This window comes from Pseudomonas sp. FBF18 (assembly GCF_024261405.1).
Classification (GTDB): domain Bacteria; phylum Pseudomonadota; class Gammaproteobacteria; order Pseudomonadales; family Pseudomonadaceae; genus Aquipseudomonas; species Aquipseudomonas palmensis.
Window position 1 is genome coordinate 48,882 of record NZ_QKRS01000005.1, and the last position, 26,806, is coordinate 75,687.

Annotated in this window: 25 protein-coding genes; 9 read left to right on the top strand and 16 right to left on the bottom strand. The window is 64.4% G+C overall.

The window, feature by feature from the left end; translation table 11 throughout:
* Nucleotides 1-42 precede the first annotated feature (42 nt).
* The 6 genes from phoU to DN387_RS10050 form a co-directional block, all read right to left on the bottom strand.
* On the bottom strand, nt 43-807 hold the full coding sequence (phoU, locus tag DN387_RS10025; RefSeq protein ID WP_043861545.1) for a phosphate signaling complex protein PhoU: 765 nt from the start codon (nt 805-807) through the stop codon (nt 43-45).
* 56 nt (nt 808-863) lie between these two features.
* Entirely contained in the window at nt 864-1,697 is an 834-nt protein-coding gene (pstB, locus tag DN387_RS10030) for a phosphate ABC transporter ATP-binding protein PstB (protein WP_043861544.1), read from the bottom strand.
* A gap of 80 nt (nt 1,698-1,777) precedes the next feature.
* On the bottom strand, nt 1,778-3,448 hold the full coding sequence (gene pstA / locus DN387_RS10035) for a phosphate ABC transporter permease PstA (protein WP_043861543.1): 1,671 nt from the start codon (nt 3,446-3,448) through the stop codon (nt 1,778-1,780).
* 17 nt (nt 3,449-3,465) lie between these two features.
* Nucleotides 3,466-5,754: an ABC transporter permease subunit gene (locus DN387_RS10040; RefSeq protein ID WP_254506053.1), complete on the bottom strand. Its 2,289-nt coding sequence runs from the start codon at nt 5,752-5,754 to the stop codon at nt 3,466-3,468.
* Between the two features lie 138 nt (nt 5,755-5,892).
* A complete protein-coding gene (locus tag DN387_RS10045) occupies nt 5,893-6,894 on the bottom strand; it encodes a phosphate ABC transporter substrate-binding protein PstS (RefSeq protein WP_043861541.1) in 1,002 nt (333 codons plus the stop codon).
* A 150-nt stretch (nt 6,895-7,044) separates the two neighbouring features.
* Nucleotides 7,045-8,334, bottom strand: a complete 1,290-nt coding sequence (locus tag DN387_RS10050; RefSeq protein ID WP_043861540.1) for an MFS transporter — start codon at nt 8,332-8,334, stop codon at nt 7,045-7,047.
* Between the two features lie 359 nt (nt 8,335-8,693).
* Here DN387_RS10050 and DN387_RS10055 point away from each other — a divergent pair, with 359 nt between their 5' ends.
* Both DN387_RS10055 and DN387_RS10060 read left to right on the top strand, forming a co-directional pair.
* A complete protein-coding gene (locus tag DN387_RS10055; RefSeq protein WP_009402429.1) occupies nt 8,694-9,095 on the top strand; it encodes an acyl-CoA thioesterase in 402 nt (133 codons plus the stop codon).
* Between the two features lie 72 nt (nt 9,096-9,167).
* Complete coding sequence (locus tag DN387_RS10060) at nt 9,168-10,064, top strand: D-hexose-6-phosphate mutarotase (RefSeq protein ID WP_054916461.1); 897 nt, start codon at nt 9,168-9,170, stop codon at nt 10,062-10,064.
* A 104-nt stretch (nt 10,065-10,168) separates the two neighbouring features.
* Here DN387_RS10060 and DN387_RS10065 read toward each other — a convergent pair whose 3' ends face one another.
* The 5 genes from DN387_RS10065 to DN387_RS10085 all read right to left on the bottom strand — a co-directional run bounded on the left by DN387_RS10065 (nt 10,169) and on the right by DN387_RS10085 (nt 13,794).
* Nucleotides 10,169-10,702 (bottom strand): DUF3299 domain-containing protein, encoded by a 534-nt coding sequence (locus DN387_RS10065; RefSeq protein ID WP_043861581.1) that lies wholly within the window; start codon nt 10,700-10,702, stop codon nt 10,169-10,171.
* 51 nt (nt 10,703-10,753) lie between these two features.
* The gene (locus tag DN387_RS10070) at nt 10,754-10,999 is read right to left on the bottom strand and encodes a GlsB/YeaQ/YmgE family stress response membrane protein (RefSeq protein ID WP_043861538.1); all 246 of its coding nucleotides are present in this window, start codon (nt 10,997-10,999) and stop codon (nt 10,754-10,756) included.
* 92 nt (nt 11,000-11,091) lie between these two features.
* Nucleotides 11,092-12,174 carry a 5-(carboxyamino)imidazole ribonucleotide synthase gene (locus DN387_RS10075; protein ID WP_054916460.1) on the bottom strand — a complete coding sequence of 361 codons (1,083 nt, stop codon included), beginning with the start codon at nt 12,172-12,174 and terminating at the stop codon, nt 11,092-11,094.
* A 10-nt stretch (nt 12,175-12,184) separates the two neighbouring features.
* Nucleotides 12,185-12,676 carry a 5-(carboxyamino)imidazole ribonucleotide mutase gene (purE, locus tag DN387_RS10080; RefSeq protein ID WP_054916459.1) on the bottom strand — a complete coding sequence of 164 codons (492 nt, stop codon included), beginning with the start codon at nt 12,674-12,676 and terminating at the stop codon, nt 12,185-12,187.
* A gap of 212 nt (nt 12,677-12,888) precedes the next feature.
* Nucleotides 12,889-13,794, bottom strand: a complete 906-nt coding sequence (locus DN387_RS10085; RefSeq protein ID WP_043861535.1) for a LysR substrate-binding domain-containing protein — start codon at nt 13,792-13,794, stop codon at nt 12,889-12,891.
* 178 nt (nt 13,795-13,972) lie between these two features.
* On the opposite strand from DN387_RS10085, the gene aspA reads away from it, so the two are divergent.
* The gene (gene aspA / locus DN387_RS10090; RefSeq protein ID WP_043861534.1) at nt 13,973-15,397 is read left to right on the top strand and encodes an aspartate ammonia-lyase; all 1,425 of its coding nucleotides are present in this window, start codon (nt 13,973-13,975) and stop codon (nt 15,395-15,397) included.
* 126 nt (nt 15,398-15,523) lie between these two features.
* On the opposite strand, the gene DN387_RS10095 is transcribed toward aspA, so the two are convergent.
* A complete protein-coding gene (locus DN387_RS10095; RefSeq protein ID WP_152644110.1) occupies nt 15,524-16,105 on the bottom strand; it encodes a hypothetical protein in 582 nt (193 codons plus the stop codon).
* Between DN387_RS10095 and DN387_RS10100 the strand changes: the two genes are divergently transcribed.
* From DN387_RS10100 to DN387_RS10110, 3 genes are all read left to right on the top strand, one after another.
* Complete coding sequence (locus DN387_RS10100; RefSeq protein ID WP_054916458.1) at nt 16,104-17,090, top strand: asparaginase; 987 nt, start codon at nt 16,104-16,106, stop codon at nt 17,088-17,090. The genes DN387_RS10095 and DN387_RS10100 overlap by 2 nt on opposite strands.
* A gap of 86 nt (nt 17,091-17,176) precedes the next feature.
* Nucleotides 17,177-18,169, top strand: a complete 993-nt coding sequence (locus DN387_RS10105) for an AraC family transcriptional regulator (protein WP_054916457.1) — start codon at nt 17,177-17,179, stop codon at nt 18,167-18,169.
* 141 nt (nt 18,170-18,310) lie between these two features.
* Entirely contained in the window at nt 18,311-19,348 is a 1,038-nt protein-coding gene (locus DN387_RS10110) for a histone deacetylase family protein (protein WP_054916456.1), read from the top strand.
* 2 nt (nt 19,349-19,350) lie between these two features.
* Here the strand turns inward: DN387_RS10110 and DN387_RS10115 are convergent, their stop codons facing one another.
* A complete protein-coding gene (locus DN387_RS10115; RefSeq protein WP_054916455.1) occupies nt 19,351-20,880 on the bottom strand; it encodes a PLP-dependent aminotransferase family protein in 1,530 nt (509 codons plus the stop codon).
* Nucleotides 20,881-20,987: 107 nt separating this feature from the next.
* Here DN387_RS10115 and DN387_RS10120 point away from each other — a divergent pair, with 107 nt between their 5' ends.
* Both DN387_RS10120 and DN387_RS10125 read left to right on the top strand, forming a co-directional pair.
* Nucleotides 20,988-21,434 (top strand): GNAT family N-acetyltransferase, encoded by a 447-nt coding sequence (locus DN387_RS10120; RefSeq protein WP_043861529.1) that lies wholly within the window; start codon nt 20,988-20,990, stop codon nt 21,432-21,434.
* A gap of 14 nt (nt 21,435-21,448) precedes the next feature.
* Complete coding sequence (locus tag DN387_RS10125) at nt 21,449-22,123, top strand: GNAT family N-acetyltransferase (RefSeq protein WP_054916454.1); 675 nt, start codon at nt 21,449-21,451, stop codon at nt 22,121-22,123.
* A gap of 94 nt (nt 22,124-22,217) precedes the next feature.
* Here the strand turns inward: DN387_RS10125 and oadA are convergent, their stop codons facing one another.
* Together oadA and DN387_RS10135 are read right to left on the bottom strand one after the other, a co-directional pair.
* Nucleotides 22,218-24,026 carry a sodium-extruding oxaloacetate decarboxylase subunit alpha gene (gene oadA, locus DN387_RS10130; protein ID WP_043861527.1) on the bottom strand — a complete coding sequence of 603 codons (1,809 nt, stop codon included), beginning with the start codon at nt 24,024-24,026 and terminating at the stop codon, nt 22,218-22,220.
* A gap of 11 nt (nt 24,027-24,037) precedes the next feature.
* Nucleotides 24,038-25,453, bottom strand: coding sequence for an acetyl-CoA carboxylase biotin carboxylase subunit (locus tag DN387_RS10135; RefSeq protein WP_043861526.1), 1,416 nt, complete (start codon nt 25,451-25,453; stop codon nt 24,038-24,040).
* A gap of 205 nt (nt 25,454-25,658) precedes the next feature.
* Between DN387_RS10135 and DN387_RS10140 the strand changes: the two genes are divergently transcribed.
* Nucleotides 25,659-26,606 (top strand): LysR family transcriptional regulator, encoded by a 948-nt coding sequence (locus tag DN387_RS10140; RefSeq protein ID WP_162484870.1) that lies wholly within the window; start codon nt 25,659-25,661, stop codon nt 26,604-26,606.
* Here DN387_RS10140 and DN387_RS10145 read toward each other — a convergent pair.
* Nucleotides 26,548-26,766: a PA3496 family putative envelope integrity protein gene (locus DN387_RS10145; protein ID WP_078481432.1), complete on the bottom strand. Its 219-nt coding sequence runs from the start codon at nt 26,764-26,766 to the stop codon at nt 26,548-26,550. The genes DN387_RS10140 and DN387_RS10145 overlap by 59 nt on opposite strands.
* Nucleotides 26,767-26,806: the final 40 nt, after the last annotated feature.

Here is a 26,806-nt window from a genome sequence, read left to right on the forward strand (position 1 = left end):
AAAACGCCCGGCCAAGGCCGGGCGTTCATTCTCGGGGCAGTCCTATTTATCGTCAGGTTTGCCCGGAACATTAGCTTTTTCGCCGTTGCCGTTGCCCTCGACTTCTTCCTTCATTCGCTTCAGGCCCAGGTGACGCACGTCGGTACCGCGCACTAGGTAGATCACCAGCTCGGCGATGTTGCGCGCGTGGTCGCCGATGCGCTCCAGCGAACGCAGCGCCCAGATCACGCTCAGTACCCGCGAGATCGAGCGCGGGTCTTCCATCATGTAGGTCACCAGCTCGCGCAGGGCGGTCTTGTACTCGCGGTCGATGGTCTTGTCGTACTGCGCCACCGACAGCGCCAGCTCGGCATCGAAGCGGGCAAAGGCGTCGAGCGCGTCGCGCACCATGTTGCGTACCTGGTCGCCGATGTGACGCACCTCCACGTAGCCGCGCGGCGACTCGCCTTCTTCGCACAACTGGATGGCGCGGCGGGCGATCTTGGTCGATTCGTCGCCGATACGCTCCAGGTCGATCACCGACTTGGAGATGCTGATGATCAGGCGCAGGTCCGACGCCGCCGGCTGGCGCCGGGCCAGGATGCGCACGCACTCCTCGTCGATGTTGCGTTCCATCTGGTTGATCTGCTCATCGACTTCGCGCACCTGCTGGGCCAGGCCCGAATCGGCCTCGATCAGCGCGGTGACGGCGTCGTTGACCTGTTTCTCGACCAGGCCGCCCATTGCCAGAAGATGGCTGCGAACCTCTTCAAGTTCGGCGTTGAACTGCTGGGAGATGTGATGGGTAAGGCTGTCTTTGTCGATCATGAGAAATCCTTGGCGCGTCCGGTAAGTGCTGTCAGGCGGCGTTCAATCGTTGAATCCTAGCCATACCGACCGGTGATGTAGTCTTCGGTCTGCTTCTTCGCCGGGTTGGTGAACAGGGTGTCGGTGTCACCGTATTCCACCAGCTTGCCCATGTACATGAACGCGGTGTAGTCCGAAACCCGCGCGGCCTGCTGCATGTTGTGGGTCACGATGACGATGGTGTACTTGGACTTGAGTTCGTAGATCAGCTCTTCGACCTTGAGCGTGGAAATCGGGTCCAGCGCCGAGCACGGTTCGTCGAGCAGCAGCACCTCTGGCTCCACCGCGATGGTACGGGCGATCACCAGGCGCTGCTGCTGGCCGCCGGACAGGCCCAGGGCAGAGTCGTGCAGGCGGTCCTTGACCTCCTCCCACAGGGCGGCACCCTTGAGTGCCCACTCCACGGCTTCATCCAGTACACGCTTCTTGTTGATGCCCTGGATGCGCAGGCCGTACACCACGTTTTCGTAGATGGTCTTGGGGAACGGGTTGGGCTTCTGGAACACCATGCCCACGCGGCGGCGCAGCTCGGCCACGTCCTCGCCCTTGCGGTAGATGTTGTTGCCGTCGAGGTTGATCGCGCCTTCCACCCGGCAGCCGTCGACCAGGTCGTTCATGCGGTTGAAGGTGCGCAGCAGGGTCGACTTGCCGCAGCCCGAGGGGCCGATGAAGGCGGTCACGCGCTGCTTGGGAATGTTCAGGCTGACATCGAACAGCGCCTGCTTCTCGCCGTAGAACAGGCTCAGGCCCGGCACTTCGATGGCCACGGTCTCGTCGGCCAGCTGCAGGCTCTGCTTGGTGCGACCCAGGGCGGACATGTCGATGCCGTGGGTGTGGGATTCATGCTGCATGGTAAGACTCCATACGCTATCAATTTCGTTTCATCGTACCGCCCGGCACAACACACGGGCGGCGCTTGCAATAAGGGGTATCAGCTGTCCAGCGCCTTGTACTTCTCGCGCAGGTGGTTGCGTATCCATACCGCCGAGAGGTTGAGCGTGGCGATCACCATCACCAGCAGCAGCGCCGTGGCGTACACCAGCGGCCGCGCGGCCTCGACGTTGGGGCTCTGGAAGCCGACGTCGTAGATGTGGAAGCCCAGATGCATGATCTTCTGGTCCAGGTGCAGGTACGGGTAGTTGCCGTCCACCGGCAGCGACGGCGCCAGCTTCACCACACCCACCAGCATCAGCGGCGCCACCTCGCCCGCGGCACGGGCCACGGCCAGGATCATGCCGGTCATCATCGCCGGGCTGGCCATCGGCAGCACGATCTTCCACAGCGTCTCGGCCTTGGTCGCACCCAGGGCCAGCGAGCCCTCGCGCACGGTCCGCGGGATCCGCGCCAGGCCTTCTTCGGTGGCCACGATCACCACCGGTACCGCCAGCAGCGCCAGGGTCAGCGAGGCCCACAGCAGGCCCGGGGTACCCAGGGTCGGCGCCGGCAGTGCTTCGGGGAAGAACAGGTGGTCGAGCGAGCCGCCCAGCACGTACACGAAGAAGCCCAGGCCGAACACGCCGTAGACGATCGCCGGCACGCCGGCCAGGTTGTTCACCGCGATGCGGATCAGCCGGGTCACCGGGCCCTGGCGGGCATATTCACGCAGGTACACCGCCGCCAGCACGCCGAACGGGGTGACGATCACGGCCATGATCAGGGTCATCATCACGGTGCCGAAGATCGCCGGGAAGATCCCGCCCTCGGTGTTGGCTTCACGCGGGTCGTCGCTGAGGAACTCCCACACCTTGGCGAAGTAGGTGCCCAGCTTGGTGAAGTTGTTCATGGCGTTGGGCTGGTAGGCGTGCACCACCTTGTCGAGGTTGATCTCGACTTCGCGGCCATTGCCGTCACGGGCCACCAGGCTGTCGCGGCTGAAGTCCTGGTGCAGCTTGCCCAGGCGGTCCTCGATGGCCTTGTAGCGGTTGTTCAGCTCGGCGCGCTCGGCATCCATGTCGGCCTGCGCTACAGGGGTCAGCTTGCCTTGCAGTTCCAGCTTGCGGGCTTGCAGGCGCAGGCGCTCAAGGCCATGGTTGATCGCACCGATGTCCTTCTTCTCGAGCTTCTGCAGCTCGCCGGCCAGGCCGGCAGCACGCTTGAGGCGTGCCTGCAGCTCGTTCCAGGCGGCCTGCCCTTCGGCAACCACCTTGCCGTTTTCCTTGACGCTGACCAGGTAGCCGTAGAAGTTGCCCCACTCGCGGCGCTCCAGGGCGATCAGGTCGACCGGCTTCTGCTGGTCCACCAGCCAGTCGCCGACCACCCAGGTGAAGTCACTGCCGTTGAGGTCGCGGTTGCCGACCTTGATCAGCTCACGGGTCATGAACTCCGGGCCGTTGTCGGGTACCGGCAGGCCGGCCCCCTTGAGGCGTGCCAGCGGCACCTCTTCCTTTTGCACCACTTCGCCGATGACGATGTGGTTGGCCTGGCCCGGCACGTTGTAGCTGGCCTGAATCAGGTCGGCCGGCCAGAAGTGCGCCAGGCCGCGCACGGCGATCACGGAGAGCAGACCGATGGTCATGATCACCGCGATGGACACCGCGCCACCGCTTATCCAGACGCCGGGGGCGCCGCTCTTGAACCAGCTCTTGAGGGAATCCTTTTTCACGGATCTCTACCTTTCTATCAAAGCGACGAGTATTTCTTGCGCAGACGCTGGCGAATCAGCTCGGCCAAGGTGTTCATCACGAAGGTGAACATCAGCAGCACCAGCGCGGCGAGGAACAGCACGCGGTAGTGGCTGCCACCGACTTCCGATTCGGGCATCTCCACCGCGACGTTGGCCGCCAGGGTGCGCATACCTTCGAACAGGTTCATTTCCATGACCGGGGTGTTGCCCGTGGCCATCAGCACGATCATGGTTTCACCCACCGCGCGGCCCATGCCGATCATCAGCGCCGAGAAGATGCCCGGGCTGGCGGTCAGGATGACCACGCGGGTCAGGGTCTGCCACGGCGTGGCGCCGAGTGCCAGCGAGCCCAGGGTCAGGCTGCGCGGCACGCTGAACACGGCGTCCTCGGCAATCGAGTAGATGTTCGGGATGACCGCAAAGCCCATGGCGATACCGACCACCAGGGCGTTGCGCTGGTCGTAGGTGATGCCCAGGTCATTGGTGATCCACAGGCGCATGTCGCCGCCGAAGAACCAGGTTTCGAGGAACGGGCTCAGGGTCAGCGCACCCCAGCCGGTGAACAGGATCACCGGGATCAGGATCGCCGCTTCCCAGCCATCCGGCACACGCAGGCGGATCGACTCCGGCAGGCGGCTCCAGATGAAGCCGGCCAGCAGGATGCCGAACGGCATCACCACGAACAGGCTGAACACACCGGGCAGATGCCCTTCCAGGTAAGGCGCCAGGAACAGCCCCGCGAAGAAGCCGAGGATCACCGTGGGCATCGCCTCCATCAGCTCGATCACCGGCTTGACCTTGCGGCGCATGCCCGGGGCCATGAAGTAGGCGGTGTAGATCGCTGCGGCAATCGCCAGCGGTGCGGCCAGGATCATCGCGTAGAACGCGGCCTTGAGCGTACCGAAGGTCAGTGGCGACAGGCTCAGCTTGGGCTCGAAGTCGGTGTTCGACGCGGTGGACTGCCAGACGTACTTGGGCTCGTCGTAGTTCTCGTACCAGACCTTGCTCCACAGCGCACTCCAGGACACTTCCGGGTGCGGGTTGCGCAGGCTGGCCGGGATCAGCTTGCCGCCCTCTTCGACGAACAGGCGGTTGGCCCGTGGCGACAGTGCCAGCACGCCGGCGCCTTCGGCCATCGGCTCCACCAGCAGGGTGCGGTGCGCGGTGCTGTGGAACACGCCGAGCTTGCCGCTGGCATCCAGTGCCACGAAGCCCTTGCGGCGCTCTTCGGCATCGATCTGCACGATCGGCGCCTTGCCCATCTGGAAGGTACGGATCTGCTTGAAGCGCTGTTCGCCGTCCGGGTCGCGGGCCATGAACCACTGGGCCAGGCCACCCTTGGAGTCACCGATGATCAGCGAGATGCCGCCCACCAGCTGGGCGCTGGCGGTGACTTCGGCATCGGCGTCGTCGAGCAGCTTGTAACGACCGTTGAGGCTCTTGTCGCGCAGGCTGAACACATCGGCCTGGGCCCGCCCGTTGATCACGTACAACCACTGCTGGCGCGGGTCGATGAAGATCGCCTTGACCGCCTCGGTCATCTGCGGCAGTTCGATGTGGTTCTGCTCGCTGGTGACTTCGCCGGTCATCATGTTTTCTTCGCGGCTCAGTTGCAGTACCTGCAACTGCGCACCGCTGGAGCCGGCCACCACCAGGGTGTCGCCATTGACGTTCAGGCTCACGTGCTCCAGCGCACGGCCCGAATCGCCGAGGGCGAACGGTTGCTGGCCATAGGGGTAGTCGATGGCCGGGGTGATGGTCTTGTGGTAGTCCGGGTAGGTGATCTTGTAGCTGTGGCTGAACACCAGTGCCTGGCCGTTGGACAGGCCCAGCACCACCAGCGGGTTGCCCGGCTGGTCGGCGCCGATCGAGGTCACCTGGGTGCCGGCCGGTACCGGCAGGTCGACACGCTTGAGCTCGGCACCGGTCTTGGTGTCGAAGAACAGCGCCTGCCCCTTGTCCGAGACGCGCATGCCGACCAGGTTCTGCTCTTCGAGCGCGATCATCAGCGGCTTGCCGGCGTCCTGGGTCAGCCAGGCCGGGGTCATGGCCTTCTTGGTGGTCAGTTCGGCGCCTTGAAACAGCGGCACCACCACGTAGGCCAGGTAGAAGAAGATCAAGGTGATCGCCGCCAGCACGGCGAGCCCGCCCACCAGTACATACCAGCGGGTCAGGCGGTCCTTGAATGCACGCAGGCGACGCTTGCGTTGCAGCTCGGGCGTATTGAAATCAATCCGCACGGGGGGAGAATTTTGGGTCATGGTGGAGTTGGCCAGATCATTCATGCGCTCACCCTAGCGGTCCCGTATGACAAAAACATGACAATGCAGTGACGCAAAAAAGCCCGCCGCTCAGGCATGCCTGGCAGCGGACTCGCAATTTGCAGCGCGGCCCGCACAGATGCAGGGCGCGCCCGTTCACACTCAGTTTGCAGCGACGCCTTTGGCGGCGTGGTTCAGGCCCAGGTCGGCCAGCGCTTTCTCGGCCACTTTGGCGGGCAGCGGGATGTAACCGTCTTTCACCACGACCTGTTGACCGGCCTGCGACAGCACCAGCTTGACGAACTCGGCTTCCAGCGGGGCCAGAGGCTTGTTCGGGGCCTTGTTGACGTAGACGTAGAGGAAACGCGACAGCGGGTAGGTACCGTTCAGGGCGTTGGCTTCGTTGTCTTCGACGAACGCGCCGCCTTCCTTCTTGGCCAGGGCCACGGTTTTCACGCTGGCGGTCTTGTAGCCGATGCCCGAGTAACCGATACCGTTCAGCGAGCTGCTGATCGACTGCACGACGGACGCCGAGCCAGGTTGTTCGTTGACGTTAGGCTTGAAGTCGCCTTTGCACAGGGCTTCTTCCTTGAAGTAGCCGTAGGTGCCGGATACCGAGTTGCGACCGAACAGCTGGACCGGCTTGTTGGCCAGGTCGCCGGTCACGCCCAGGTCGCCCCAGGTTTTCACGTCGGCCTTGGCACCGCACAGGCGGGTGGAGGAGAAGATGGCGTCGACCTGAGCCATGGTCAGGCCCTTGATCGGGTTGTCCTTGTGCACGAACACGGCCAGGGCGTCGACGGCGACCGGGATGGCGGTCGGCTTGTAGCCGTACTTCTGTTCGAACGCCTGCAGCTCGACGTCTTTCATCTTGCGGCTCATCGGGCCCAGGTTGGCGGTGCCTTCGGTCAGCGCGGGTGGCGCGGTGGAGGAGCCGGCGGCCTGGATCTGGATGTTTACGTTCGGGTATTCCTTCTTGTAGGCCTCGGCCCACAGGGTCATCAGGTTGGCCAGGGTATCGGAACCGACGCTGGAGAGGTTGCCCGATACGCCGGTGGTTTTGACGTAGGTCGGAATAGCAGGATCAACAGCGGCAACTGCGTTGGCAGTCGCAACGCCAGCGGCGGCAAAGGTCAGGGCCGCCATCAAACGCTTCAGTTTCATGCCTTACTCCTAGCAGGAATTGGGGGTAGATGGATCGGGCCCAAGTATCTGCAGGCCGTATGACTACTCTATGAACTGAATGTGACAATTAGATGAAAGGCCATCACCTCGTTCGAGGGATGGCCTTTATAGCGGACGCGGGGCGGGGTTTCAGCGCTTGGTGAGCAGCAGGTAGATGCCTACCAGCAGGCCCAGGGTGCAGATGCCGGCGACATAGTAGGCCGGGCCGAGCGGGCTGAACTTCATCAGCGAGGTGACCATGATCGGGGTCAGGCCACCGAAGATCGCGTAGGCCAGGTTGTAGGAAAACGACAGGCCGCTGAAACGCACCACCGGCGGGAAGGCGCGCACCATCACGTAAGGCACCGCACCGACGATGCCCACGCACAGCCCGGTAACGGCGTACATCGGGTACAGCCACTCAGGGTGCGCCGCCAGGTTGTGGTAGAAGCTCCAGGAGCTGGCCAGCAGCGCCAGGCTGCCGACGATGAACACGCGCCCGGCGCCGAAGCGGTCGGCCAGGCGCCCGGCCACGATGCAGCCGATGCTCAGCAGCACGATGGCCAGGCTGTTGGCCTTGAGGGCCTCGGTGGCGCTGATGCCGTAGAGGGTCTGCAGCACGGTCGGGGTCATCAGGATGACCACGATGATGCCGGCCGACAGCAGCCAGGTCAGCAGCATCGACAGTACGATGGCGCCACGGTGGTCACGCAGCACCGCGCGCAGCGGCACTTCCTCGGCCAATGCCTTGCGCTGCTGCATCTCGGCGAACACCGGGGTTTCGTGCAGCCAGCGGCGCAGGTACACCGAAAACAGGCCGAACACGCCGCCGAGCAGGAACGGGATCCGCCAGGCGTAGTCGCTCAGTTGCTCGGGGGTGTACACGGTGTTGATCAGGGTCGCGACCAGCGAGCCGAGCAGGATGCCCGAGGTGAGGCCCGCCGTCAGGGTGCCGCAGGCGTAGCCGATGTTGCGCGCCGGCACGTGTTCGGACACGAACACCCAGGCACCCGGCACTTCACCGCCAATGGCGGCGCCCTGGATCACGCGCATCAGCAACAACAGGATCGGTGCCCACATGCCGATCTGCGCGTAGGTGGGCAGCAGGCCCATGATCAGGGTCGGCACGGCCATCATGAAGATGCTCAGGGTGAACATCTTCTTGCGCCCCAGCAGGTCGCCGAAGTGGGCCATCACGATGCCGCCCAGCGGGCGCGCCAGATAGCCGGCAGCGAAGATGCCGAAGGTCTGCATCAGGCGCAGCCACTCGGGCATGTCGACCGGGAAGAACAGCTTGCCCACCACCGCGGCGAAGAACACGAAGATGATGAAGTCGTAGAACTCCAGCGCCCCGCCCAGGGCGGAGAGCGACAGGGTCTTGTAGTCACTGCGGGTGAGCGGCCGCGAGGGCTGCTCTATGGAGGGGGGCACGGAGGTCATCGAAGCGTCTCTTATTGGCAAATCAGGCCGCGGCAGCGCTGGCCCCGGCCTATCAGGAGGTCGAACGATAGCAAATTGTTCGAAAAAGCACATGGATCGACATAATCGGGGCAGATAATCATGACCGCATGGTCGTCGCCCCACGCGCGGCTCTATATACTGGCCGCTCGTATCAAACGGTTACGCCTTGTGTGGGATGTTGTGCGAAAACGCCGCTAGGTATGCTTAGTCGGTTTCGCAGAGTTTCCCTTCGCCGCACGGCAGAGCGAAGCAGCGTAGTATGTTCGTGCTGAATCGTTTTTCGCGGCGTCCGCACCAGCGCAAACCAACGAAGCGTTACGGGTCAGAGGCACCCCGGCATGATTGAACTCGAACAAGAAGATCCTATTCCGCAAGGCGACCTGGCCTTGCAGATCACCGCATTGCCCCGTGAAACCAACGGTTTCGGCGATATCTTCGGCGGCTGGCTGGTCGCCCAGATGGACCTGGCCGGCACGGCCATGGCCAGCCGAGTCGCAGGCGGGCGCGTCGCCACCGTGGCGATCGACCGCATGGCCTTTCTGGTGCCGGTGGCGGTGGGCGCGCAATTGTCCTTCTATACCCAGACCCTGGAAATCGGCCGCAGCTCGATCCAGATGATGGTCGAGGTGTGGAGCGACGACCCGCTGAGCAGTGAATGGCGCAAGGTCACCGAGGCGGTGTTCGTGTTCGTCGCCATCGACGGCAGCGGCCGCACCCGCTCGGTGCCGCCTCGTCGCTGAGCCTGGGGCGCGCTAAACTCGAGGGTCTGCGCGAGGTCCAAGACCTCGTAGGCCACCCTTCGAGAGCAACGCATGTCCACATCCAAGGTAGAAGTCGAACAGCATGGCGAGCTTGCCTGCTGGCGTATCACCACGCCTCGCGCCGAGCTGCTGATTGCCCAGCAGGGCGCACAGGTGCTCAGTTACCAGCGCGTGGGCGAGCCGCCGCTGCTGTGGCTCAGCGATCAGGCGATCTTCAGGCAGGGCAAATCGGTGCGCGCCGGTGCCCCGGTGTGCTGGCCCTGGTTCGGCAACCTGCAACGCAACCCAGCGGCCGTACAGGCCATGTTCCACGGCGCCGAAGCCCCGGCCCACGGGCTGGTGCGCGGGCGTGACTGGCAGTTGCTGGGTATCGACAGCAGTGCGGATTCGGTACGCGTGGACTTCACGCTGCCCCAGGCGTTGGGGGAGCTTCCCGGCTGGCCGCACACGGTGGAACTGAAACTGAGCATCGTGCTCGGCGAGGAACTGGCGCTGACCCTCGACAGCCACAACCTGGGCAATGGCAGCGTCACCCTCAGCCAGGCGCTGCACAGCTACTTTGCAGTCAGCGACGTGCGTGGCGCGCGGGTAGAAGGCGTGGACGGGCTGGCCTACATCGAGACGCTGGCAGACTGGGAGCAACGCACCCAGCGGGGCGACCTGGCGTTTGCCGGGGAAACCGACCGCATCTACCTGCAGGCACCTGAGCGTCTGAGCATCGTCGACCCGGGCTGGAACCGGCGTATCACCCTGCGTACCCAGGGTTCGCGTTCGGCGGTGATCTGGAACCCATGGGTGGACCGCGCCGCGCAGCTCACGGACATGGCCGATGACGGCTGGCAGCGGATGCTGTGCATCGAGACGGCGAACGTGTGGGATGACGTGGTGGAACTTGCGCCCGGGGCGACCCATTCGCTGAGTGTCAGTATCGGCAGCGAACCGCTCTAGACCGCTATCGCGGGTCAAGCCCGCTCCCACCGGGCACTGCACTGATCATGAGGGCAGCACTGTACCTGTGGGAGCGGGCTTGACCCGCGATGCAGACGGCGCGGTTACAGGTCGGAGTCCTCCACCACCCTCACCTTCCCCGCATCCAGCGCATACGCCGCATCGGCCAGGTCATTGCTGACCTTCTCCACCTTCAGCGTGCCGCTGACCCACAGCGGCGTGTAGATATCGTCCAGCTTCAGGCCATGGGGATAACGCACCAGCACCAGCTGGTTGGGCGGCGGTGGCGGTACATGGATGCAGGCGCCCGGATAGGGCACAAGGAAGAACAGCGTGCTGTTGCCCTTGGCGTCGGTTTCCAGCGGCACCGGGTACCCGCCCAGACGGATCTGCCTGCCGTTCATGGCAGCCACCGTCTTGCTCGAATACATCACCGCCGGCAGGCCCTTGCTCTGCTTCAGGCCACCCTTCTCGGTAAAGGTACCCATCGCCTCGGGGGAGTTGTGGTCGATCTCGGGCATCTGCTCCAGCGCCTTCTGGTCCGACTTGGGCATCAGCTCCAGCCAGTCGGTCTCGGGCAGCTCGGCGCGGGCCAGGCCACTACACAGCAACAGGGTAAGCAGTACGACTCGGCGCATGAAAAAAAGCTCGGCAACTGACGGAAAGTTGCCGAGCATTCTAGCGCCCTGTCAGCGCTTTTTGATCATGCCGTAGATCACCAGCAGGATGATTGCACCCACCAGTGCACCGAGGAAGCCAGCACCCTCGCCCGCATGGTAGATCCCCAGCGCCTGGCCACCGTAGGTCGCCGCCAGAGAGCCGGCGATACCCAGCAGAATGGTCATGATCCAGCCCATGCTGTCGTCGCCCGGCTTCAGAAAACGTGCCAGCAAGCCGACGATCAGGCCGATGAAGATGGTTCCGATGATACCCATGGCATTCCCTCTGAATTGAGTGCACGAGCCAAAGCCTAGTCAGCGCTTTGGCATCCTGCCATCAGAGGGATGCGCGGCGGGAATGGTTCCGCTCAGCCTGCGATGAGCGCTTCGACCTGCTGGATCTTCTGCTCCAGCGTGGTCATGTCGGCGCAGCGCAGGGTGGCGTGACCGACCTTGCGCCCGGCCTTGAAGGCCTTGCCGTAGTGATGCAGGTGACAGTCGTCGATAGCCACGACCGCGGCCACCGCCGGCACTTCGCCGATGAAGTTGAGCATGGCGCTTTCGCCGACCTTGGCGGTCGAGCCCAGCGGCAGGCCGGCCACGGCGCGCAGGTGGTTCTCGAACTGGCTGCACTCGGCGCCTTCGATGGTCCAGTGCCCGGAGTTGTGCACACGCGGCGCGATCTCGTTGGCCTTCAGGCCACCGTCGACCTCGAAGAACTCGAACGCCAGCACGCCGACATAGTCGAGCTGCTCGAGCACGCGGCTCGCGTAGTCTTCGGCCAGGCCCTGCAGCAGGTGGTCTTCGCTGGCCACCGACAGGCGCAGGATGCCGCTGTCGTGGGTGTTGTGCACCAGCGGGTAGAAGCGCGTCTCGCCATCGCGGCCGCGAACGGCAATCAGCGACACCTCGCCGGTGAACGGCACGAAGCCCTCCAGCAGGCAGGGCACGCTACCAAGTTCGGCGAACGTGTCGACAACATCGGCTTCGGTGCGGAGCACCTTCTGGCCCTTGCCGTCATAACCCAGGGTGCGGGTCTTGAGCACGGCCGGCAGGCCGATGCTGGCGACGGCGGCCTCCAGGTCGGCTTGCGACTGGATGTCGGCGAAGGCCGGGGTCGGGATGCCCAGGTCACGGAACATGCTCTTCTCGAACAGCCGGTCGCGGGCGATGCGCAGCGCTTCGGCGCTCGGATACACCGGCACGAACTGCGACAGGAAGGCCACCGTCTCGGCTGGCACGCTTTCGAATTCGAAGGTCACCAGGTCGACTTCGTCGGCCAGCTGGCGCAGGTGATCCTGGTCGCCGTAGTCGGCACGCAGGTGCTCGCCCAGGGCGGCCGCACAGGCGTCAGGGGCCGGGTCGAGGAAAGCGAAGTTCATGCCCAGCGGGGTACCCGCCAGGGCCAGCATGCGGCCCAGTTGGCCGCCACCGATTACACCGATTTTCATGCGTGTGACCTCAGGCCTGGCGCGGGTCTGGATTGTCCAGAACGTTGTCTGTCTGCTCAGCGCGGAACTGTTTCAGAACGGTATGGAACTGCGGGTGCTTGGCGCCCAGGATGCTCGCCGAGAGCAGCGCGGCGTTGATCGCGCCGGCCTTGCCGATGGCCAGAGTGGCAACCGGGATGCCGGCCGGCATCTGCACGATCGACAGCAGCGAATCGACGCCCGAGAGCATGGCCGACTGCACCGGCACACCCAGCACCGGCAGGTGGGTCTTGGCGGCGCACATGCCTGGCAGGTGGGCAGCGCCACCGGCACCGGCGATGATCACCTCGATGCCACGGCCTTCGGCCTCTTCGGCGTACTGGAACAGCAGGTCCGGCGTGCGGTGGGCGGAAACCACCTTCACTTCGTAGGGAATGCCGAGTTTTTCCAGCATATCGGCGGTGTGGCTAAGGGTGGACCAATCGGACTTGGAGCCCATGATCACGCCAACCAGTGCACTCATCGTCGAGCCTCTTCTCTTGGGCGCCTTCAGGCGCGTCAAAAAACAACAAGCCACGCAGGGACGACCGGCGTGGCTTGTTATGCGAATTAGGGCCGGGTGTACCGACCGAAGGCCGCGCAGTATATCGTAAAGCCGTGTGTTTGATGCACCCCGGCGACCAACTGTAAGCCTTATTTTTCGGGCTTTTTCAGGGCTTCGGGCTGACTCTGGAGTCAAGCCGTCGCCGGCCCGCCTTCGAGCTTGCGCCACAGCAGGCGCACGTTGGCCTTGCGCACCAGCGCGCAGCGGTACAGGCGGATCTCCAGCGGCACGTGCCATTGCGCACCGCCACAGATCACCAGCTCGCCACGTTCAAGCTCGGCGCGGGCCGACAGGCGCGGCACCCAGGCAATACCCAGGCCTTCCAGGGCCATGCTCTTGAGGCTGTCGGCCATGGCGGTTTCGTAGATGGTGGTAAAGCGCAGGTTGCGCTGGCGCAGCAGCAGATTCACCGAGCGCCCCAGAAACGCTCCGGCGCTGTAGGCCAGCAAGGGCACGCTGGCGTCGTTTTCCAGGTCGAACAGCGGCTTGCCGTCGGCATCCGCTGCACACACCGGCAGCATCTCGGTGTGCCCCAGGTGCAGCGAGGGGAAGATCTCGGCGTCCATCTGCAGGGCCGCATCCGGGTCGTAGAACGCCAGCATCAGGTCGCAGCCACCTTCGCGCAGGGCGTGCACCGCATCGCCGACGTTGGTCGCCACCAGCCGCGTGGCGATGTTCAGACCGTCGTTGCGCAACTGCGCGATCCAGCGCGGAAAGAAGCCCAGCGCCAGCGAGTGCGCCGCCGCCACCTGGATCACCTCGCCCTGCCCGCCTTCCAGGTGATGCAAGTGGCGCAGCACCTCGCCCAGCTGGTCGACCACCGTGCGCGCCGTCACCAGGAACAGTTGGCCGGCAGCGGTCAACTCGATCGGCGTGCGCGAGCGGTTGACCAGGGTCAGCCCCAACGCAGCCTCCAGGCTGCGAATGCGCCGGCTGAACGCCGGCTGGGTCACGAAGCGACGCTCCGCCGCCTGGGAAAAGCTGCGGGTGGCGGCCAGGGCGCTGAAATCTTCCAGCCATTTGCTTTCGAGGTTCATCGGGCTCTCCAGGCATGCACCAAAATGGTACACGCTCGAATGTCAATTGGCGTCACATGGAACGTTATGCCGTTTGTGCATAGGTTAGCGTGCAACAGCATTGGCCGCAAAATCCGTGCAGGCCTAGGATTGGCGCCATTCCGGCATGTGCCGGGCCTAACTCGAGATGATCTCTATCATGTCCGCTGCTGCATCGTTCCGTGTCGAAAAAGACCTGCTTGGCACCCTCGAAGTCCCTGCTGATGCCTACTACGGTATCCAGACCCTGCGTGCTGCCAACAACTTCCACCTCTCTGGCGTGCCGCTGTCGCACTACCCGAAAATGGTTGTCGGCCTGGCCATGGTCAAACAGGCAGCTGCCGACGCCAACCGCGAGCTGGGTCACCTGAGCGATGCCAAGCACGCCGCCATCAGCGAGGCCTGTGCCCGCCTGATCCGCGGTGACTTCCACGAGCAGTTCGTGGTCGACATGATTCAAGGCGGTGCCGGTACCTCCACCAACATGAACGCCAACGAAGTGATCGCCAACATCGCGCTGGAAGCGATGGGTCACCAGAAGGGCGAGTACCAGTACCTGCACCCGAACAACGACGTGAACATGGCGCAGTCGACCAACGACGCCTACCCGACCGCCATCCGTCTGGGCCTGCTGCTGGGTCACGATGCGCTGCTGGCCAGCCTCGACAGCCTGATCCAGGCCTTCGCTGCCAAGGGTGAAGAGTTCAGCCACGTACTGAAGATGGGCCGTACCCAGCTGCAGGACGCCGTGCCGATGACCCTGGGCCAGGAATTCCGTGCCTTCGCCACCACCCTGACCGAAGACCTCAACCGCCTGCGCACCCTGGCGCCGGAAGTGCTGACCGAAGTCAACCTGGGCGGTACCGCGATCGGTACCGGCATCAACGCCGACCCGGGCTACCAGGCCCTGGCCGTACAGCGTCTGGCGCTGATCAGCGGCCAGCCGCTGGTACCGGCTGCCGACCTGATCGAAGCCACCTCCGACATGGGCGCCTTCGTGCTGTTCTCCGGCATGCTCAAGCGCACTGCAGTCAAGCTGTCGAAGATCTGCAACGACCTGCGCCTGCTGTCCAGCGGCCCGCGCACCGGCATCAACGAGATCAACCTGCCGGCGCGTCAGCCAGGCAGCTCGATCATGCCCGGCAAGGTCAACCCGGTTATCCCGGAAGCGGTCAACCAGGTGGCCTTCGCCATCATCGGCAACGACATCGCGCTGACCATCGCGGCCGAAGGCGGCCAGCTGCAGCTGAACGTGATGGAGCCGCTGATCGCCTACAAGATCTTCGACTCGATCCGTCTGCTGCAACGCGCCATGGACATGCTGCGCGAGCACTGCATCGTCGGCATCACCGCCAACGAACAGCGCTGCCGTGAACTGGTCGAACACTCGATCGGCCTGGTCACCGCCCTGAACCCGTACATCGGCTACGAAAACGCCACCCGTATTGCCCGTATCGCGCTGGAAAGCGGCCGCGGCGTACTGGAACTGGTGCGTGAGGAAGGCCTGCTGGACGAAGCGATGCTCAACGACATCCTGCGTCCGGAAAACATGATTGCACCGCGTCTGGTACCGCTCAAAGCGTAACCGACGCCGTACTACCGCTCACCAGGTTGAGGGACTAGACACCTCTCACCTTTTGAGGGCCCAGGGACTTTGTCTCCGGGCCCTTTTTTTTGCCTGCGCCGCGAGCTTCGCCAGCAATGCCGGCGCCTACAGCGAACCGGTGGTGTCGGCTGCTTCTGCCGACGAGGGCAGCAGCAGCACATTCAGGAAGGTCGAATCGCTGACGATCTCCTTCATGAACCACCACACGAACGCCAGGCAGAGCGCCACCATGAAGGCGGTCAGATCGCCCGTGTAATGGCGCACCGTGAGCACCCCGATAAAGCACAGCACCACGCCCAGCCCGCTGATCAGGTCTGCCCAGTTGGAACGGCTGAGGTGGCGCTTCATGGCCCGGTGATCCGCCTCGGGCAACACCAGCGCCTGGGCACACTTTGCACAGGGGAGCGGCTGCCCGCCCATGAGCGTTTCCAGCTCGCCCTCGCTCGGCAACCAGACGTGGCCGCATGCCGGGCAATTGAGGTCCACCGCGGCGCACAGGCGCTCTTGCGCGGATTTGTACTTGTTCGTCGACACGTCCTTGGCACCTTCGTCCTGAAGCAGGCGCGATGGTAACCGCTGGCTGTCGCGCTGCCCATCGCGAACTCGGGCGGCCCGGCCGCTGACAGCGCGCCGGGGGATGGCGTAAGGTGGTCGGCTTTCCTTCAGTCGAGCACGGAGACAGGCCATGACCCCGGCCCCTGCCCACAACATCATGGTGCTGTACACCGGTGGCACCATCGGCATGCAGGCCAGCGCCGGCGGCCTGGCCCCGGCGTCGGGCTTCGAGCAGCGCATGCGTGAGCAACTGGCCGGGCAACCGGGCCTGGCAGCCTGGCAGTTCCGCGAACTGCTGCCGCTGATCGACAGCGCCAACATGACGCCCTGCTATTGGCAGCGCCTGCGCGCCGCGATCATCGAGGCGGTGGATGGCCAGGGCTGCGATGGGGTGCTGGTGCTGCATGGCACCGACACCCTGGCCTACAGCGCCGCCGCCATGAGCTTCCAGTTGCTCGGGCTGACGGTGCCGGTGCTGTTCACCGGCTCGATGCTGCCGGCCGGTACGCCGGACAGCGATGCGTGGGAGAACCTCACGGGGGCGCTGCAGGTGCTGAGCCAGGGTACGTCGCCGGGTGTTCAGCTGTATTTCCACGGTCAGCTGCTGGCACCAAACCGCACCGCCAAGGTGCGCAGCTTCGGCCGGAACCCGTTCGCGACCTTGCAGCGCTCGGACGGTGCGGCGCAGGCGCCTGTACCGGCAGCACTGGCTTATCGCGCGCCACTGCAGGTGGCCAAGGTTGCAGTGTTGCCGCTGGTACCGGGCCTCGACGCCACGCTGTTGCAGGCCACACTCGACAGCGGGGTCCAGGGGCTGGTGCTGGAATGCTACGGTAGCGGCACCGGGCCGTGTGATGACGATGCGTTCGTGGCCGTGCTGGAACAGGCCCGCGCGCGTGACATCGTGGTGGTGGCGATCACCCAGTGCCATGAAGGCGGGGTCGAACTGGAGGTGTACGCAGCCGGCAGCCGCCTGCGCGACGCCGGTGTGCTGTCGGGTGGTGGAATGACCCGGGAGGCGGCGTTCGGCAAATTGCAGGCATTGCTCGGTAGCCGGTTGCCGGTTGACGAGGTGCGACGGCTGGTTGGGCTGGACCTGGCTGGCGAATTACGTTGAGCCCTTCGCTGGCTTGCCAGCGAACAGGCCCTGAAGGGCATACAAATTGCTCACTCAACCCCAAGCCCCTCAGCCGGATGCCGAGCATGCTCCACTCCCACCTCACCACCCTGAACGCGGTTTCCCTGATGCTGCAGGCCTTCAAGGACGAAGACCATGCCGCCCAGCGGCTGCTCGAAGGCACCGGCATCACCACGGCCGACCTGGGCCGCGCCGACTGGCGCATCACCACGCACCAGGAACTGCGGGTGTGCGCCAACGCCGTGGCCATGCGCCGGGAAGTCGGGCTGGAACTGGGCCAGCGCATGCACGTTTCATCCTACGGCATGCTCGGTTACGCCCTGCTTTCCGGTGCCACCCTGGGTGACGCCCTGCACCTGGCCCTGCAGTACCCCGCGCTGCTGGGAACACTTTTCCAGCTGCGCCTGATCGAGGACGGCGAGCGGGTCTGGTTCAGCGCCAGCGACTACGGCCAGGCCCCGGAGCTTGCGGCGTTCAATGCCGAGTTCTGCCTGACGTCGCTCAAGGTCATCTGCAACGACCTGCTCGGCCAGCCGCTGCCCTTGTTGGGCGCGCGTTTCGCTCACCCTGCCCCGGATTACCAGGCGCTCTACAGCACGCCTTTCGACTGCCCCCTGCAGTTCGGCGCCAGCGACAATGCCTTTGCCTTCGAACGCCACTGGCTGGCCCGGGCCCTGCCCCTGGCCGACCCGATCACCCACCGCGCGATGAGCGAACGCTGCCGCCGGCAGAACCTGGAATTCACCGGGCGCCAGGCCTGGCTCGGGCGCATTCGCCAACTGCTGCAGCAGCAGTTGGAGGCACCACCAGGCCTCGAGGGCCTGGCGCGGCAGATGAGCTGTTCATCACGCACCCTGCGTCGCCACCTGCACGAGCTGGGCAGTAGTTATCAACAGCTGCTCGATGAGCTGCGCTTCGAACGGGCCAAGCAGTTGCTGGCCGAGGACGAGCTGCCGATCTACCGCATCGCCGAGGTGCTGGGCTTCAGCGAGCCGGCCAGCTTCCGACACGCCTTCCTGCGCTGGAGCGGCGTGGCACCGAGCCATTTTCGCGCCTGAAACACGCACATGCACCGCGAGGGGGCGAAATGCGGACAACCGTGTTGGCCATATCGATCCCCTTTTGGCCGTTTGCGCCGTTCTGCCGGTGGGCGTACCTCTCGACAATGGGGCCACGCCAGTAAACCCGGAGAACAAAAAATGCTGACGATCTATTCCGATGACCATCGCCTGCACCACGGCCGCTGCGAGCTGATCGACGGGCAGTTGATGCCCTGCTTCGAAATGCCCTCGCGTGCCGACCATGTGCTCGAGCGGGTCAAGGCCCAGGGCCTGGGGCCCGTCGAAGGCCCTACCGATTTTGGCCGCGCACCGCTGCTGCGCGTGCACAGCGCCGACTACCTGGACTTCTTCCAGGGCGCCTGGCAGCGCTGGAGCGCACTGGGCCATGACGGCGACCTGCTGCCGTTCACCTGGCCGGCGCGCAGCCTGCGCCAGGTCAAACCCAGCGGCCTGCATGGCGAGCTGGGCTATTACAGCTTCGACGCCGGTGCACCGATCACCGCCGGCACCTGGCAGGCCGCCTACAGCTCGGCGCAGGTTGCCCTGACCGCACAGGCGGCGGTGCAGGCCGGTGCCCACAGCGCCTTCGCCCTGTGCCGGCCACCGGGGCATCATGCCGCCAGCGACGTGATGGGGGGCTACTGCTATCTGAACAACGCCGCGATCGCCGCCCAGGCCTTCATCGACCACGGTCGCCAGCGCGTGGCGATCCTGGATGTGGACTACCACCACGGCAACGGTACCCAGCAGATCTTCTACACGCGCAACGACGTGCTGTTCGCCTCGATCCATGGCGACCCGCAGGCCGAATTCCCGTTCTTCCTCGGCTATGCCGACGAGCACGGCGAAGGCGACGGGCTGGGCTGCAACTTCAACTACCCGCTGCCGGCAGGCAGCGACTGGGCCACCTGGCGCGGCGCGCTGGACGAAGCCTGCGAACGCATCGGCGCGTATGACCCCGAAGTGCTGGTGATATCGCTGGGCGTGGACACCTTCAAGGACGACCCGATCTCGCAATTCAAGCTCGACAGCCCCGACTACCTGGCCATGGGCGAGCGCATCGCGCAGTTGGGCAAGCCGACCCTGTTCATCATGGAAGGTGGCTATGCCGTGGCCGAAATCGGCGTCAACGCGGTCAACGTGCTCGAGGGCTTCGAGCGCGCCCGTCAAGGCTAGGCTCAGTCGGCCCAGGCACGTGCAAGGCGTGCCAGGGCCTGGGCAATCGCGGCCTCGTTCACGGCCGCGAACCCCAGCACCAGTCCGGCACGCTTATCCACAGGCAGCGGCGTGTCGGGCAACCAGTAATCACTCAGCGCATTGAGTTCGACACCCACCGCTGCGGCACGGGCGATCAGTTCCCGCTCGCGCGCCTGGCTGTGCACGTCGATCTTCAGGTGCAGGCCCGCCGCCACCTCCGGCAAGGCTCCCAGCCCCGCCACAGCCTTCGGCCAGCCGGCCAGCAGCGCATTGCGCCGGCTCAACGCCGCGCGGCGCATGCGCCGGATATGACGCTGGAAGTGCCCTTTAGCCATGAACTGCGCCATCACCGCCTGTGTGCCGACCTCGGAATGGCGCACCGCCAACGCCCGAAAGCGCGAGAATGCCTCCACCAGCCGGGCCGGCAGCACAAGGTAGCCCAGACGCAGCGCCGGAAAGGCCACCTTGCCGAAGGTGCCGACATACAGCACCCGTCCGCTGCGGTCCAGGGCTGCCAGCGGGGCCAGCGGCGCGCCGCTGTAGCGGTACTCGCCGTCGTAGTCGTCCTCGATGATCCAGCTGTCGTTGCGCTCGGCCCAGGCCAGCAGTTCCAGACGCCGCGCCAGGCTCAGGGTGACGCCGGTGGGGTACTGATGCGCGGGGGTAACGTAGCTCAGGCGACAGTTGGGCAACTGGGCCAGGGCAGCGCACTGCAACCCGTCGTGATCCACCCCCACGCCATGCACCTTCGCGCCCGCCATGGCGAAGGCTTTGCCCGCCGCACGATAGCCGGGGTTTTCCACAGCCACACCGTCACCGGGCGCCAGCAGCAGCTGTGCACAAAGGCTGATTGCCTGCTGCGCACCACTGGTGATCACAATTTGTTCAGCCACGCAGGACAACCCACGGGAGCGACGCAGGTAGGTGGCAATCAGCTCGCGCAGCAGCGGTTCTCCGGCCGGGTCGCCGTAACCGAGTGACGCCGGGTCGGGATTTCGCCAGAAACCCGCCTGCAGCTTGGCCCACACCTCGAAGGGGAACAGGTCGAAGGCCGGTATGCCAACCTGAAAAGCCCGCGGCGCACGAGGCTCATGCACGGATAAATGATTGTTTTCCAGGCGCTCCAGCACGTCCGTGTGGATAACTTTACTGGATAAATATTCAGTGCAATCATCCGTTTTTGTGGATAACCCTGTGGAAAAACCCAGGGATAACCCTGTGGACAGTTTTGTGGATAGTTTTGGCAGCTGACTGACGTAGGTACCATCGCCCACCCGGCTTTCGATATAGCCTTCGGCATACAGCTGGTCGTAGGCACGAACTACGCTGTTACGTGATACGGCCAGCGCTGCGGCCATGTCGCGGGTGGCGGGAAGACGCGTGCCGCTACCCAGGCGCCCGTCCAGCACGCGCTGGCGCAGCGCCTGGTACAACTGGCGACTGAGCCCCTGACGACGGTCCAGCACGATGCCGGTGGGGTCGAAGGGCAAGGCAACGCTACGTTCGCTCATGAAATTGGACCTGCCAAATAAGCCGGAAATGGCTCTTACCATAAGCCAATAGCCTGCCTAGGATGGGGCCATTCGCCAACCCCTGTATTGCACACAAGGATCCTTCGATGTCTACCGTGACCCTGCGCCCCGTGACCGCCGATGACCACGCCGCCTGGCTGCCGCTGTGGCAGGCCTACCAGCGTTTCTATGAGACCCGCATCGATGAGGCGGTCAGTGCCGTGACCTGGCAGCGCATGCTCGACACCAGCGAGCCGACCAACGCTGCGCTGGCCTGGGTCGATGGCAAGGCGGTGGGCATGGTGCACTGGATCTACCACCGCTCCAACTGGACGGTGGAAAACGCCTGCTATCTGCAGGATCTGTATGTCGACGCCAACCAGCGCGGCAAGGGCGTGGGCCGCCAGCTGATCGAGCTGGTGTACGACACGGCGCGCCAGGCCGGCTGCACCAAGGTGCACTGGCTGACCCATGAAACCAACGCCACCGGTATTTCGCTGTATGAACAGGTGGCCGAACGGCCGGGTTTCATCCAGTTCCGCAAAGCCCTGTAATCGGAGAAGCCACCATGAGCACACCGTTGAACTGGCGGCCGGCCAAGGCCCCGCAGCCTGTCCCGCTGGTCGGGCGCTTCATCCGCCTGGAAAAACTCGACCCGCGCCGCGACCGCGAGCACCTGTGGGCGGTGTTCCAGGGCCCCGAGGCCGACCAGACACTGTGGAAGTACCTGGCCTACGGACCATTCACCGAGCGCGAAGACTTCGACCACTGGCTAGACAGCAACGCCGCCAGCAGCGACCCGCTGTTCTACAGCGTGATCGACCTGGCCAGCGGGCAGACCCAGGGTATCCTCAGCCTGATGTCGATCGTGCCCGAGCAGGGCCGTATCGAGATCGGCCACATTGCCTTCGGCGCGGCCATGCAGCGCACGCCCAAGGGCACCGAGGCCATCTACCTGCTGGGCAAGCAGGCCTTCGCCCTGGGCAACCGGCGCCTGGAATGGAAGTGCAACAACGACAATGCCCGCTCCAAGCGCGCGGCCGAGCGTTTCGGGTTCACCTTCGAAGGGGTGTTTCGCAAGCACATGGTGACCAAGGACCACAACCGCGACACGGCCTGGTACTCCATCACCGATGACGAATGGCCGGCCATTGCCGCTGGTTTCGAACGCTGGCTGAGCGAGGACAACCAGCGCCCAGAGGGTCAGCTCAAGACGCTGGAAGCGTGCCGTACGGGTGCGTGAGGCGGGTACCCGAAGCGGGCGTATCCAACAGAAGATAAAAAAAGGGGAGCAATTCGCTCCCCAGAGGTTAACCGCTTGCAGATGAAGGCCTGAGTCAGCCTTCGATCTCGATCAGGATCTCGCCCGGGTTGACCCGGTCGCCCTTGGCCACGTGTATGGCTGCAACCTTGCCGGCGATGGCCGATTGCACCTCGGTTTCCATCTTCATCGCTTCGGTGATCAGCACCGCCTGGCCGGCCTTGACCGTGTCGCCCTGCTTGACCAGCACATCGACGATGTTGCCCGGCATGGTGGTGCTCACATGGCCCGGCTCGCTGGCCTGCTTGCGCTTGCTGCTGCCACCGCCGACGAACTCGTTGAGCGGCTCGAACACCACCTCTTCCGGCATGCCGTCGATGGACAGGTAGAAGTGGCGCTTGCCTTCGGCCTTGACGCCCACACCGGTGATATCCACGCGGTAGGTCTCGCCGTGCACGTCGATCACGAACTCGGTTGGTACGCCTTCGCCACCGGCCGAGGCCACCGCGCCGGCTTCCGGAATCGGCAGCAGCACTTCAGGGGTCAGGCTGCCGGCTTCACGCTCTTCAAGGAACTTGCGCCCGATGTCCGGGAACATGGCGAAGGTCAGCACGTCTTCTTCGGACTTGGCCAGGCTGCCGATGTCGGCACGCAGCTTGGTCATCTCGGGCTTGAGCAGGTCGGCGGGGCGCACGTCGATGACGTCTTCGCTGCCGATGGCCTGGCGACGCAGCTTCTCGTCGACCACCCCCGGTGCCTTGCCGTAGCCACCCTGCAGGTACAGCTTCACCTCGTTGGTGATGGTCTTGTAGCGCTCGCCGGCCAGCACGTTGAAGAACGCCTGGGTGCCGACGATCTGCGAGGTGGGCGTGACCAGCGGCGGGAAGCCGAGGTCTTCACGCACCCGCGGGATCTCGGCCAGCACTTCGTTCATGCGGTTGAGCGCACCCTGCTCCTTGAGCTGGTTGGCCAGGTTGGAAATCATCCCGCCCGGTACCTGGTTGACCTGCACGCGGGTATCCACGGCGGTGAACTCGCTTTCGAACTGGTGGTACTTCTTGCGCACGGCATAGAAGTACAGGCCGATCTCCTGCAGCAGTTGCAGGTCCAGGCCGGTATCGAACTCACTGCCCTTGAGCGCTGCAACCATCGATTCGGTGCCCGGGTGGCTGGTACCCCAGGCGAAGCTGGAGATGGCGGTGTCGATATGGTCGGCACCGTTCTCGATGGCCTTGAGCTGGCACATCGCGGCCAGGCCGGCCGTGTCGTGGCTGTGGATGAACACCGGCAGCGACTGCTCGGCCTTGAGTGCCTTGACCAGCTCGCCGGTGGCGTAGGGGGTCAGCAGGCCGGCCATGTCCTTGATCGCGATGGAGTCGCAGCCCATGGCTTCCATCTGCTTGGCCTGGGCCACGAACGCCTCGATGGTGTGCACCGGGCTGGTGGTGTAGGCGATGGTGCCCTGGGCATGCTTGCCGGCCGCCTTCACGGCCTCGATGGCCACGCGCAGGTTTCGCACGTCGTTCATGGCGTCGAAGATGCGGAACACATCGATGCCGTTGACTGCTGCCTTGGCCACGAAGGCCTTGACCACGTCATCGCTGTAGTGCCGGTAGCCAAGCAGGTTCTGGCCGCGCAGCAGCATCTGCAGACGGGTGTTGGGCAGTGCTGCGCGCAGCTTGCGCAGGCGCTCCCACGGGTCTTCCTTGAGGAAGCGCACGCAGGCGTCGAAGGTCGCGCCGCCCCACACTTCCAGCGACCAGTAGCCCACCTTGTCGAGCTTGTCGCAGATCGGCAGCATGTCGTCGGTGCGCATGCGGGTGGCCAGCAGCGATTGGTGGGCGTCGCGCAGGATCGTGTCGGTTACAAAAATTTTCTTGGACATTGTAGGGTTCCTCACAGGCCTGCGTGGGCGGCGATGGCGGCGGCGATGGCCAGGGCCAGCTCTTCGGGTTTGCGCTTGATCGAGTAGTTGGTCAGTTCAGGGTGGCTTTCAACGAAGCTGGTGTTGAACTGGCCGCTACGGAATTCCGGGTTGCGCAGGATTTCCTGGTAGTACGCGGCGGTGGTCTTGACCCCCTGCAGGCGCATGTCGTCCAGGGCCCGCAGGCCGCGGTCCATGGCTTCTTCCCAGGTCAGTGCCCAGACCACCAGCTTCAGGCACATCGAGTCGTAGAACGGCGGGATGGTGTAGCCGGTGTAGATCGCCGTGTCGGTGCGCACGCCCGGGCCGCCGGGGGCGTAGTAGCGGGTGATCTTGCCGAAGCTGGGCAGAAAGTTGTTTTTCGGGTCTTCTGCATTGATCCGGAACTGCAGCGCGAAGCCGCGGTGCTGGATGTCTTCCTGCTTGACCGACAGCGGCAGGCCCGAGGCGATGCGGATCTGTTCGCGAACGATGTCGATACCGGTGATTTCCTCGGTGATGGTGTGCTCCACCTGCACCCGGGTGTTCATTTCCATGAAGTACACCTCGCCATCGGCGAGCAGGAACTCCACGGTACCGGCATTCTCGTAGCCCACGGCCTTGGCCGCGCGCACCGACAAGTCGCCGATGTAGGCGCGCTGTTCGGGGGTCAGCTGCGGGCTGGGGGCGATCTCGATGAGCTTCTGGTTGCGGCGCTGGATCGAGCAGTCGCGCTCGAACAGGTGCACCACGTTGCCGAAGCTGTCACCCAGGATCTGCGCCTCGATGTGCTTGGGGTTGACGATGCATTTTTCCAGGAACACCTCGGCCGAACCGAATGCCTTGGTGGCTTCGGAAATCACCCGCGGAAAGGCCTGCTCGAGTTCTTCGCGGCTGTTGCAGCGACGAATGCCGCGCCCGCCGCCGCCGGAAGTGGCCTTGAGCATTACCGGGTAACCGATGCGGTCGCCCTCTTCCAGGGCTTCGTGGATGTCGGCCACGTTGCCTTCGGTGCCCGGGGTGACCGGTACGCCAGCCTTGATCATGCTGCGCCGCGCCTCGGTCTTGTCGCCCATGCGGCGAATGACTTCGGCGGCCGGGCCGATGAACTTGATCCCGCGTTCGGCGCAGATGTCCGCCAGCTCCGCGTTCTCCGACAGAAAACCATAGCCCGGGTGCAACGCATCGCAGCCGGTTTCCACTGCCAGGTTCACCAGCTTGCGCGGGTTGAGGTAACCGGCCAGGGGTTCGGCACCGATGCTATGGGCCTCGTCCGCACGCTTTACGTGCAGGGCGTGACGGTCGGCGTCGGAATAGATCGCCACCGAGCGAATGCCCATCTCGGCGCAGGCACGCACGATGCGTACTGCGATTTCACCCCGGTTGGCGATCAGGATTTTTTTTATCACTGGAGTCTTCCCAAAGCCGTTGGTAACAAACGAACCGGCAGTACCGGTCGGCGCGTGACCAGACGTCGCTGGCCAGTCGTATAATCACCCTAGCGCCGAACGTGAATAAACAAAAATCAATATTTGTTAGGGGCAGCATTAGCAATTGCTTATAGTGCCGTAACAGGGTTTTGCCGAGGCGACGGGAAATATGCGTAAGTCATTGATGCGTATGACATTGCGTCAATTGCAGATCTTCAATGAAGTGTGTGATTTGCGTTCCTACAGCCGGGCCGCCGAGGAGATGTCGCTGACGCAACCCGCCGTTAGTCTACAGATCCGCCAGCTCGAAGAACTGGTGGGCCAGCCGCTGTTCGAATACGTCGGCAAGAAGCTCTACCTCACCGAGGCCGCCGAGGCGCTGCAGCGCGCCAGCCGGGACATCTTCGGACGCCTGGAGAGCCTCGACATGCAGCTGTCGGACATGCAGGGCTCGCTGCAGGGCCAGCTCAAGCTGGCGGTGGAATCGAGCGCCAAGTACTTCGTGCCGCACCTGTTCGCCGCCTTCAAGCGCCTGCACCCGGAGGTCAACCTGACCCTCACCGTGGTCAACCGCGCCCAGGCCATCCGGCGCCTGTCGGACAACCGCGACGACCTGATCATCATGTCGATGGTGCCGCAGGACATGGGCCTGGAGTTTTTGCCCTTCCTGAACAACCCGATCGTGGCCGTGGCCCCGCCCGATCACCCGCTGTGCACGCTCGACAGCCTGCGCCTGCAGGACCTGGAGCCGCATACGCTGCTGGTGCGCGAACAGGGTTCGGGCACGCGCAAGGCGTGCGAGGAGTACTTCAAGGAAAAGCGCGTGCACTTCACCCAGACCCTGGAAGTGGCATCGGCCGACGCCCAACGCGAATGCGTGATCGCAGGCCTTGGCATTGCCCTTTTGACCCGGCACGCACTGAACATGGAACTGGCCACCGGGGTGCTGCGCGAGCTGCCGGTAGAGGAGCTGCCGTTGTACCGCAGCTGGTGCGTGGTGCAGGCCAAGGCCAAGCGGCAGTCGCCGGTGGCCCTGGCCTTTGTTGCGTTCATCCGCAGCGAACGTGCGCAGATCAGCGCGCTTGTTGAGCGTTTCTCGGGGACGTTGCCGCTGACACCTGCCATACGCTGACAGCGTGCAGTTCGGGGTAGTCGGCGATGTCCTGCAGCAATTGGCGCTGCTCGGAATAGCTTTCGATCGCGCGGCGAAACTCCATGCGGCGCTGATCCTTTTCCTGCTGCTTGCGGGACTTGGCGGTAGGTTGGTGCGAGCCATCGAATTCACGAGCCATTGCGTGTCTCCCTGGTCGATTGCGGGGAGTTTCAGCGTGC

Coding starts and splice junctions, on each gene's coding strand:
- DN387_RS10105 (WP_054916457.1), top strand. CDS start 17,177: ATGCTCCACTCCCACCTCACCACCCTGAACGCGGTTTCCCTGATGCTG.
- DN387_RS10070 (WP_043861538.1), bottom strand. CDS start 10,999: ATGGGTATCATCGGAACCATCTTCATCGGCCTGATCGTCGGCTTGCTG.
- aspA (WP_043861534.1), top strand. CDS start 13,973: ATGTCCGCTGCTGCATCGTTCCGTGTCGAAAAAGACCTGCTTGGCACC.
- DN387_RS10125 (WP_054916454.1), top strand. CDS start 21,449: ATGAGCACACCGTTGAACTGGCGGCCGGCCAAGGCCCCGCAGCCTGTC.
- pstB (WP_043861544.1), bottom strand. CDS start 1,697: ATGCAGCATGAATCCCACACCCACGGCATCGACATGTCCGCCCTGGGT.
- DN387_RS10050 (WP_043861540.1), bottom strand. CDS start 8,334: ATGACCTCCGTGCCCCCCTCCATAGAGCAGCCCTCGCGGCCGCTCACC.
- DN387_RS10085 (WP_043861535.1), bottom strand. CDS start 13,794: ATGAACCTCGAAAGCAAATGGCTGGAAGATTTCAGCGCCCTGGCCGCC.
- DN387_RS10100 (WP_054916458.1), top strand. CDS start 16,104: ATGACCCCGGCCCCTGCCCACAACATCATGGTGCTGTACACCGGTGGC.
- DN387_RS10075 (WP_054916460.1), bottom strand. CDS start 12,174: ATGAAAATCGGTGTAATCGGTGGCGGCCAACTGGGCCGCATGCTGGCC.
- oadA (WP_043861527.1), bottom strand. CDS start 24,026: ATGTCCAAGAAAATTTTTGTAACCGACACGATCCTGCGCGACGCCCAC.
- DN387_RS10040 (WP_254506053.1), bottom strand. CDS start 5,754: ATGAATGATCTGGCCAACTCCACCATGACCCAAAATTCTCCCCCCGTG.
- DN387_RS10095 (WP_152644110.1), bottom strand. CDS start 16,105: ATGGCCTGTCTCCGTGCTCGACTGAAGGAAAGCCGACCACCTTACGCC.
- DN387_RS10065 (WP_043861581.1), bottom strand. CDS start 10,702: ATGCGCCGAGTCGTACTGCTTACCCTGTTGCTGTGTAGTGGCCTGGCC.
- DN387_RS10145 (WP_078481432.1), bottom strand. CDS start 26,766: ATGGCTCGTGAATTCGATGGCTCGCACCAACCTACCGCCAAGTCCCGC.
- purE (WP_054916459.1), bottom strand. CDS start 12,676: ATGAGTGCACTGGTTGGCGTGATCATGGGCTCCAAGTCCGATTGGTCC.
- DN387_RS10120 (WP_043861529.1), top strand. CDS start 20,988: ATGTCTACCGTGACCCTGCGCCCCGTGACCGCCGATGACCACGCCGCC.
- DN387_RS10060 (WP_054916461.1), top strand. CDS start 9,168: ATGTCCACATCCAAGGTAGAAGTCGAACAGCATGGCGAGCTTGCCTGC.
- DN387_RS10055 (WP_009402429.1), top strand. CDS start 8,694: ATGATTGAACTCGAACAAGAAGATCCTATTCCGCAAGGCGACCTGGCC.
- DN387_RS10140 (WP_162484870.1), top strand. CDS start 25,659: ATGCGTATGACATTGCGTCAATTGCAGATCTTCAATGAAGTGTGTGAT.
- phoU (WP_043861545.1), bottom strand. CDS start 807: ATGATCGACAAAGACAGCCTTACCCATCACATCTCCCAGCAGTTCAAC.
- DN387_RS10115 (WP_054916455.1), bottom strand. CDS start 20,880: ATGAGCGAACGTAGCGTTGCCTTGCCCTTCGACCCCACCGGCATCGTG.
- DN387_RS10045 (WP_043861541.1), bottom strand. CDS start 6,894: ATGAAACTGAAGCGTTTGATGGCGGCCCTGACCTTTGCCGCCGCTGGC.
- DN387_RS10110 (WP_054916456.1), top strand. CDS start 18,311: ATGCTGACGATCTATTCCGATGACCATCGCCTGCACCACGGCCGCTGC.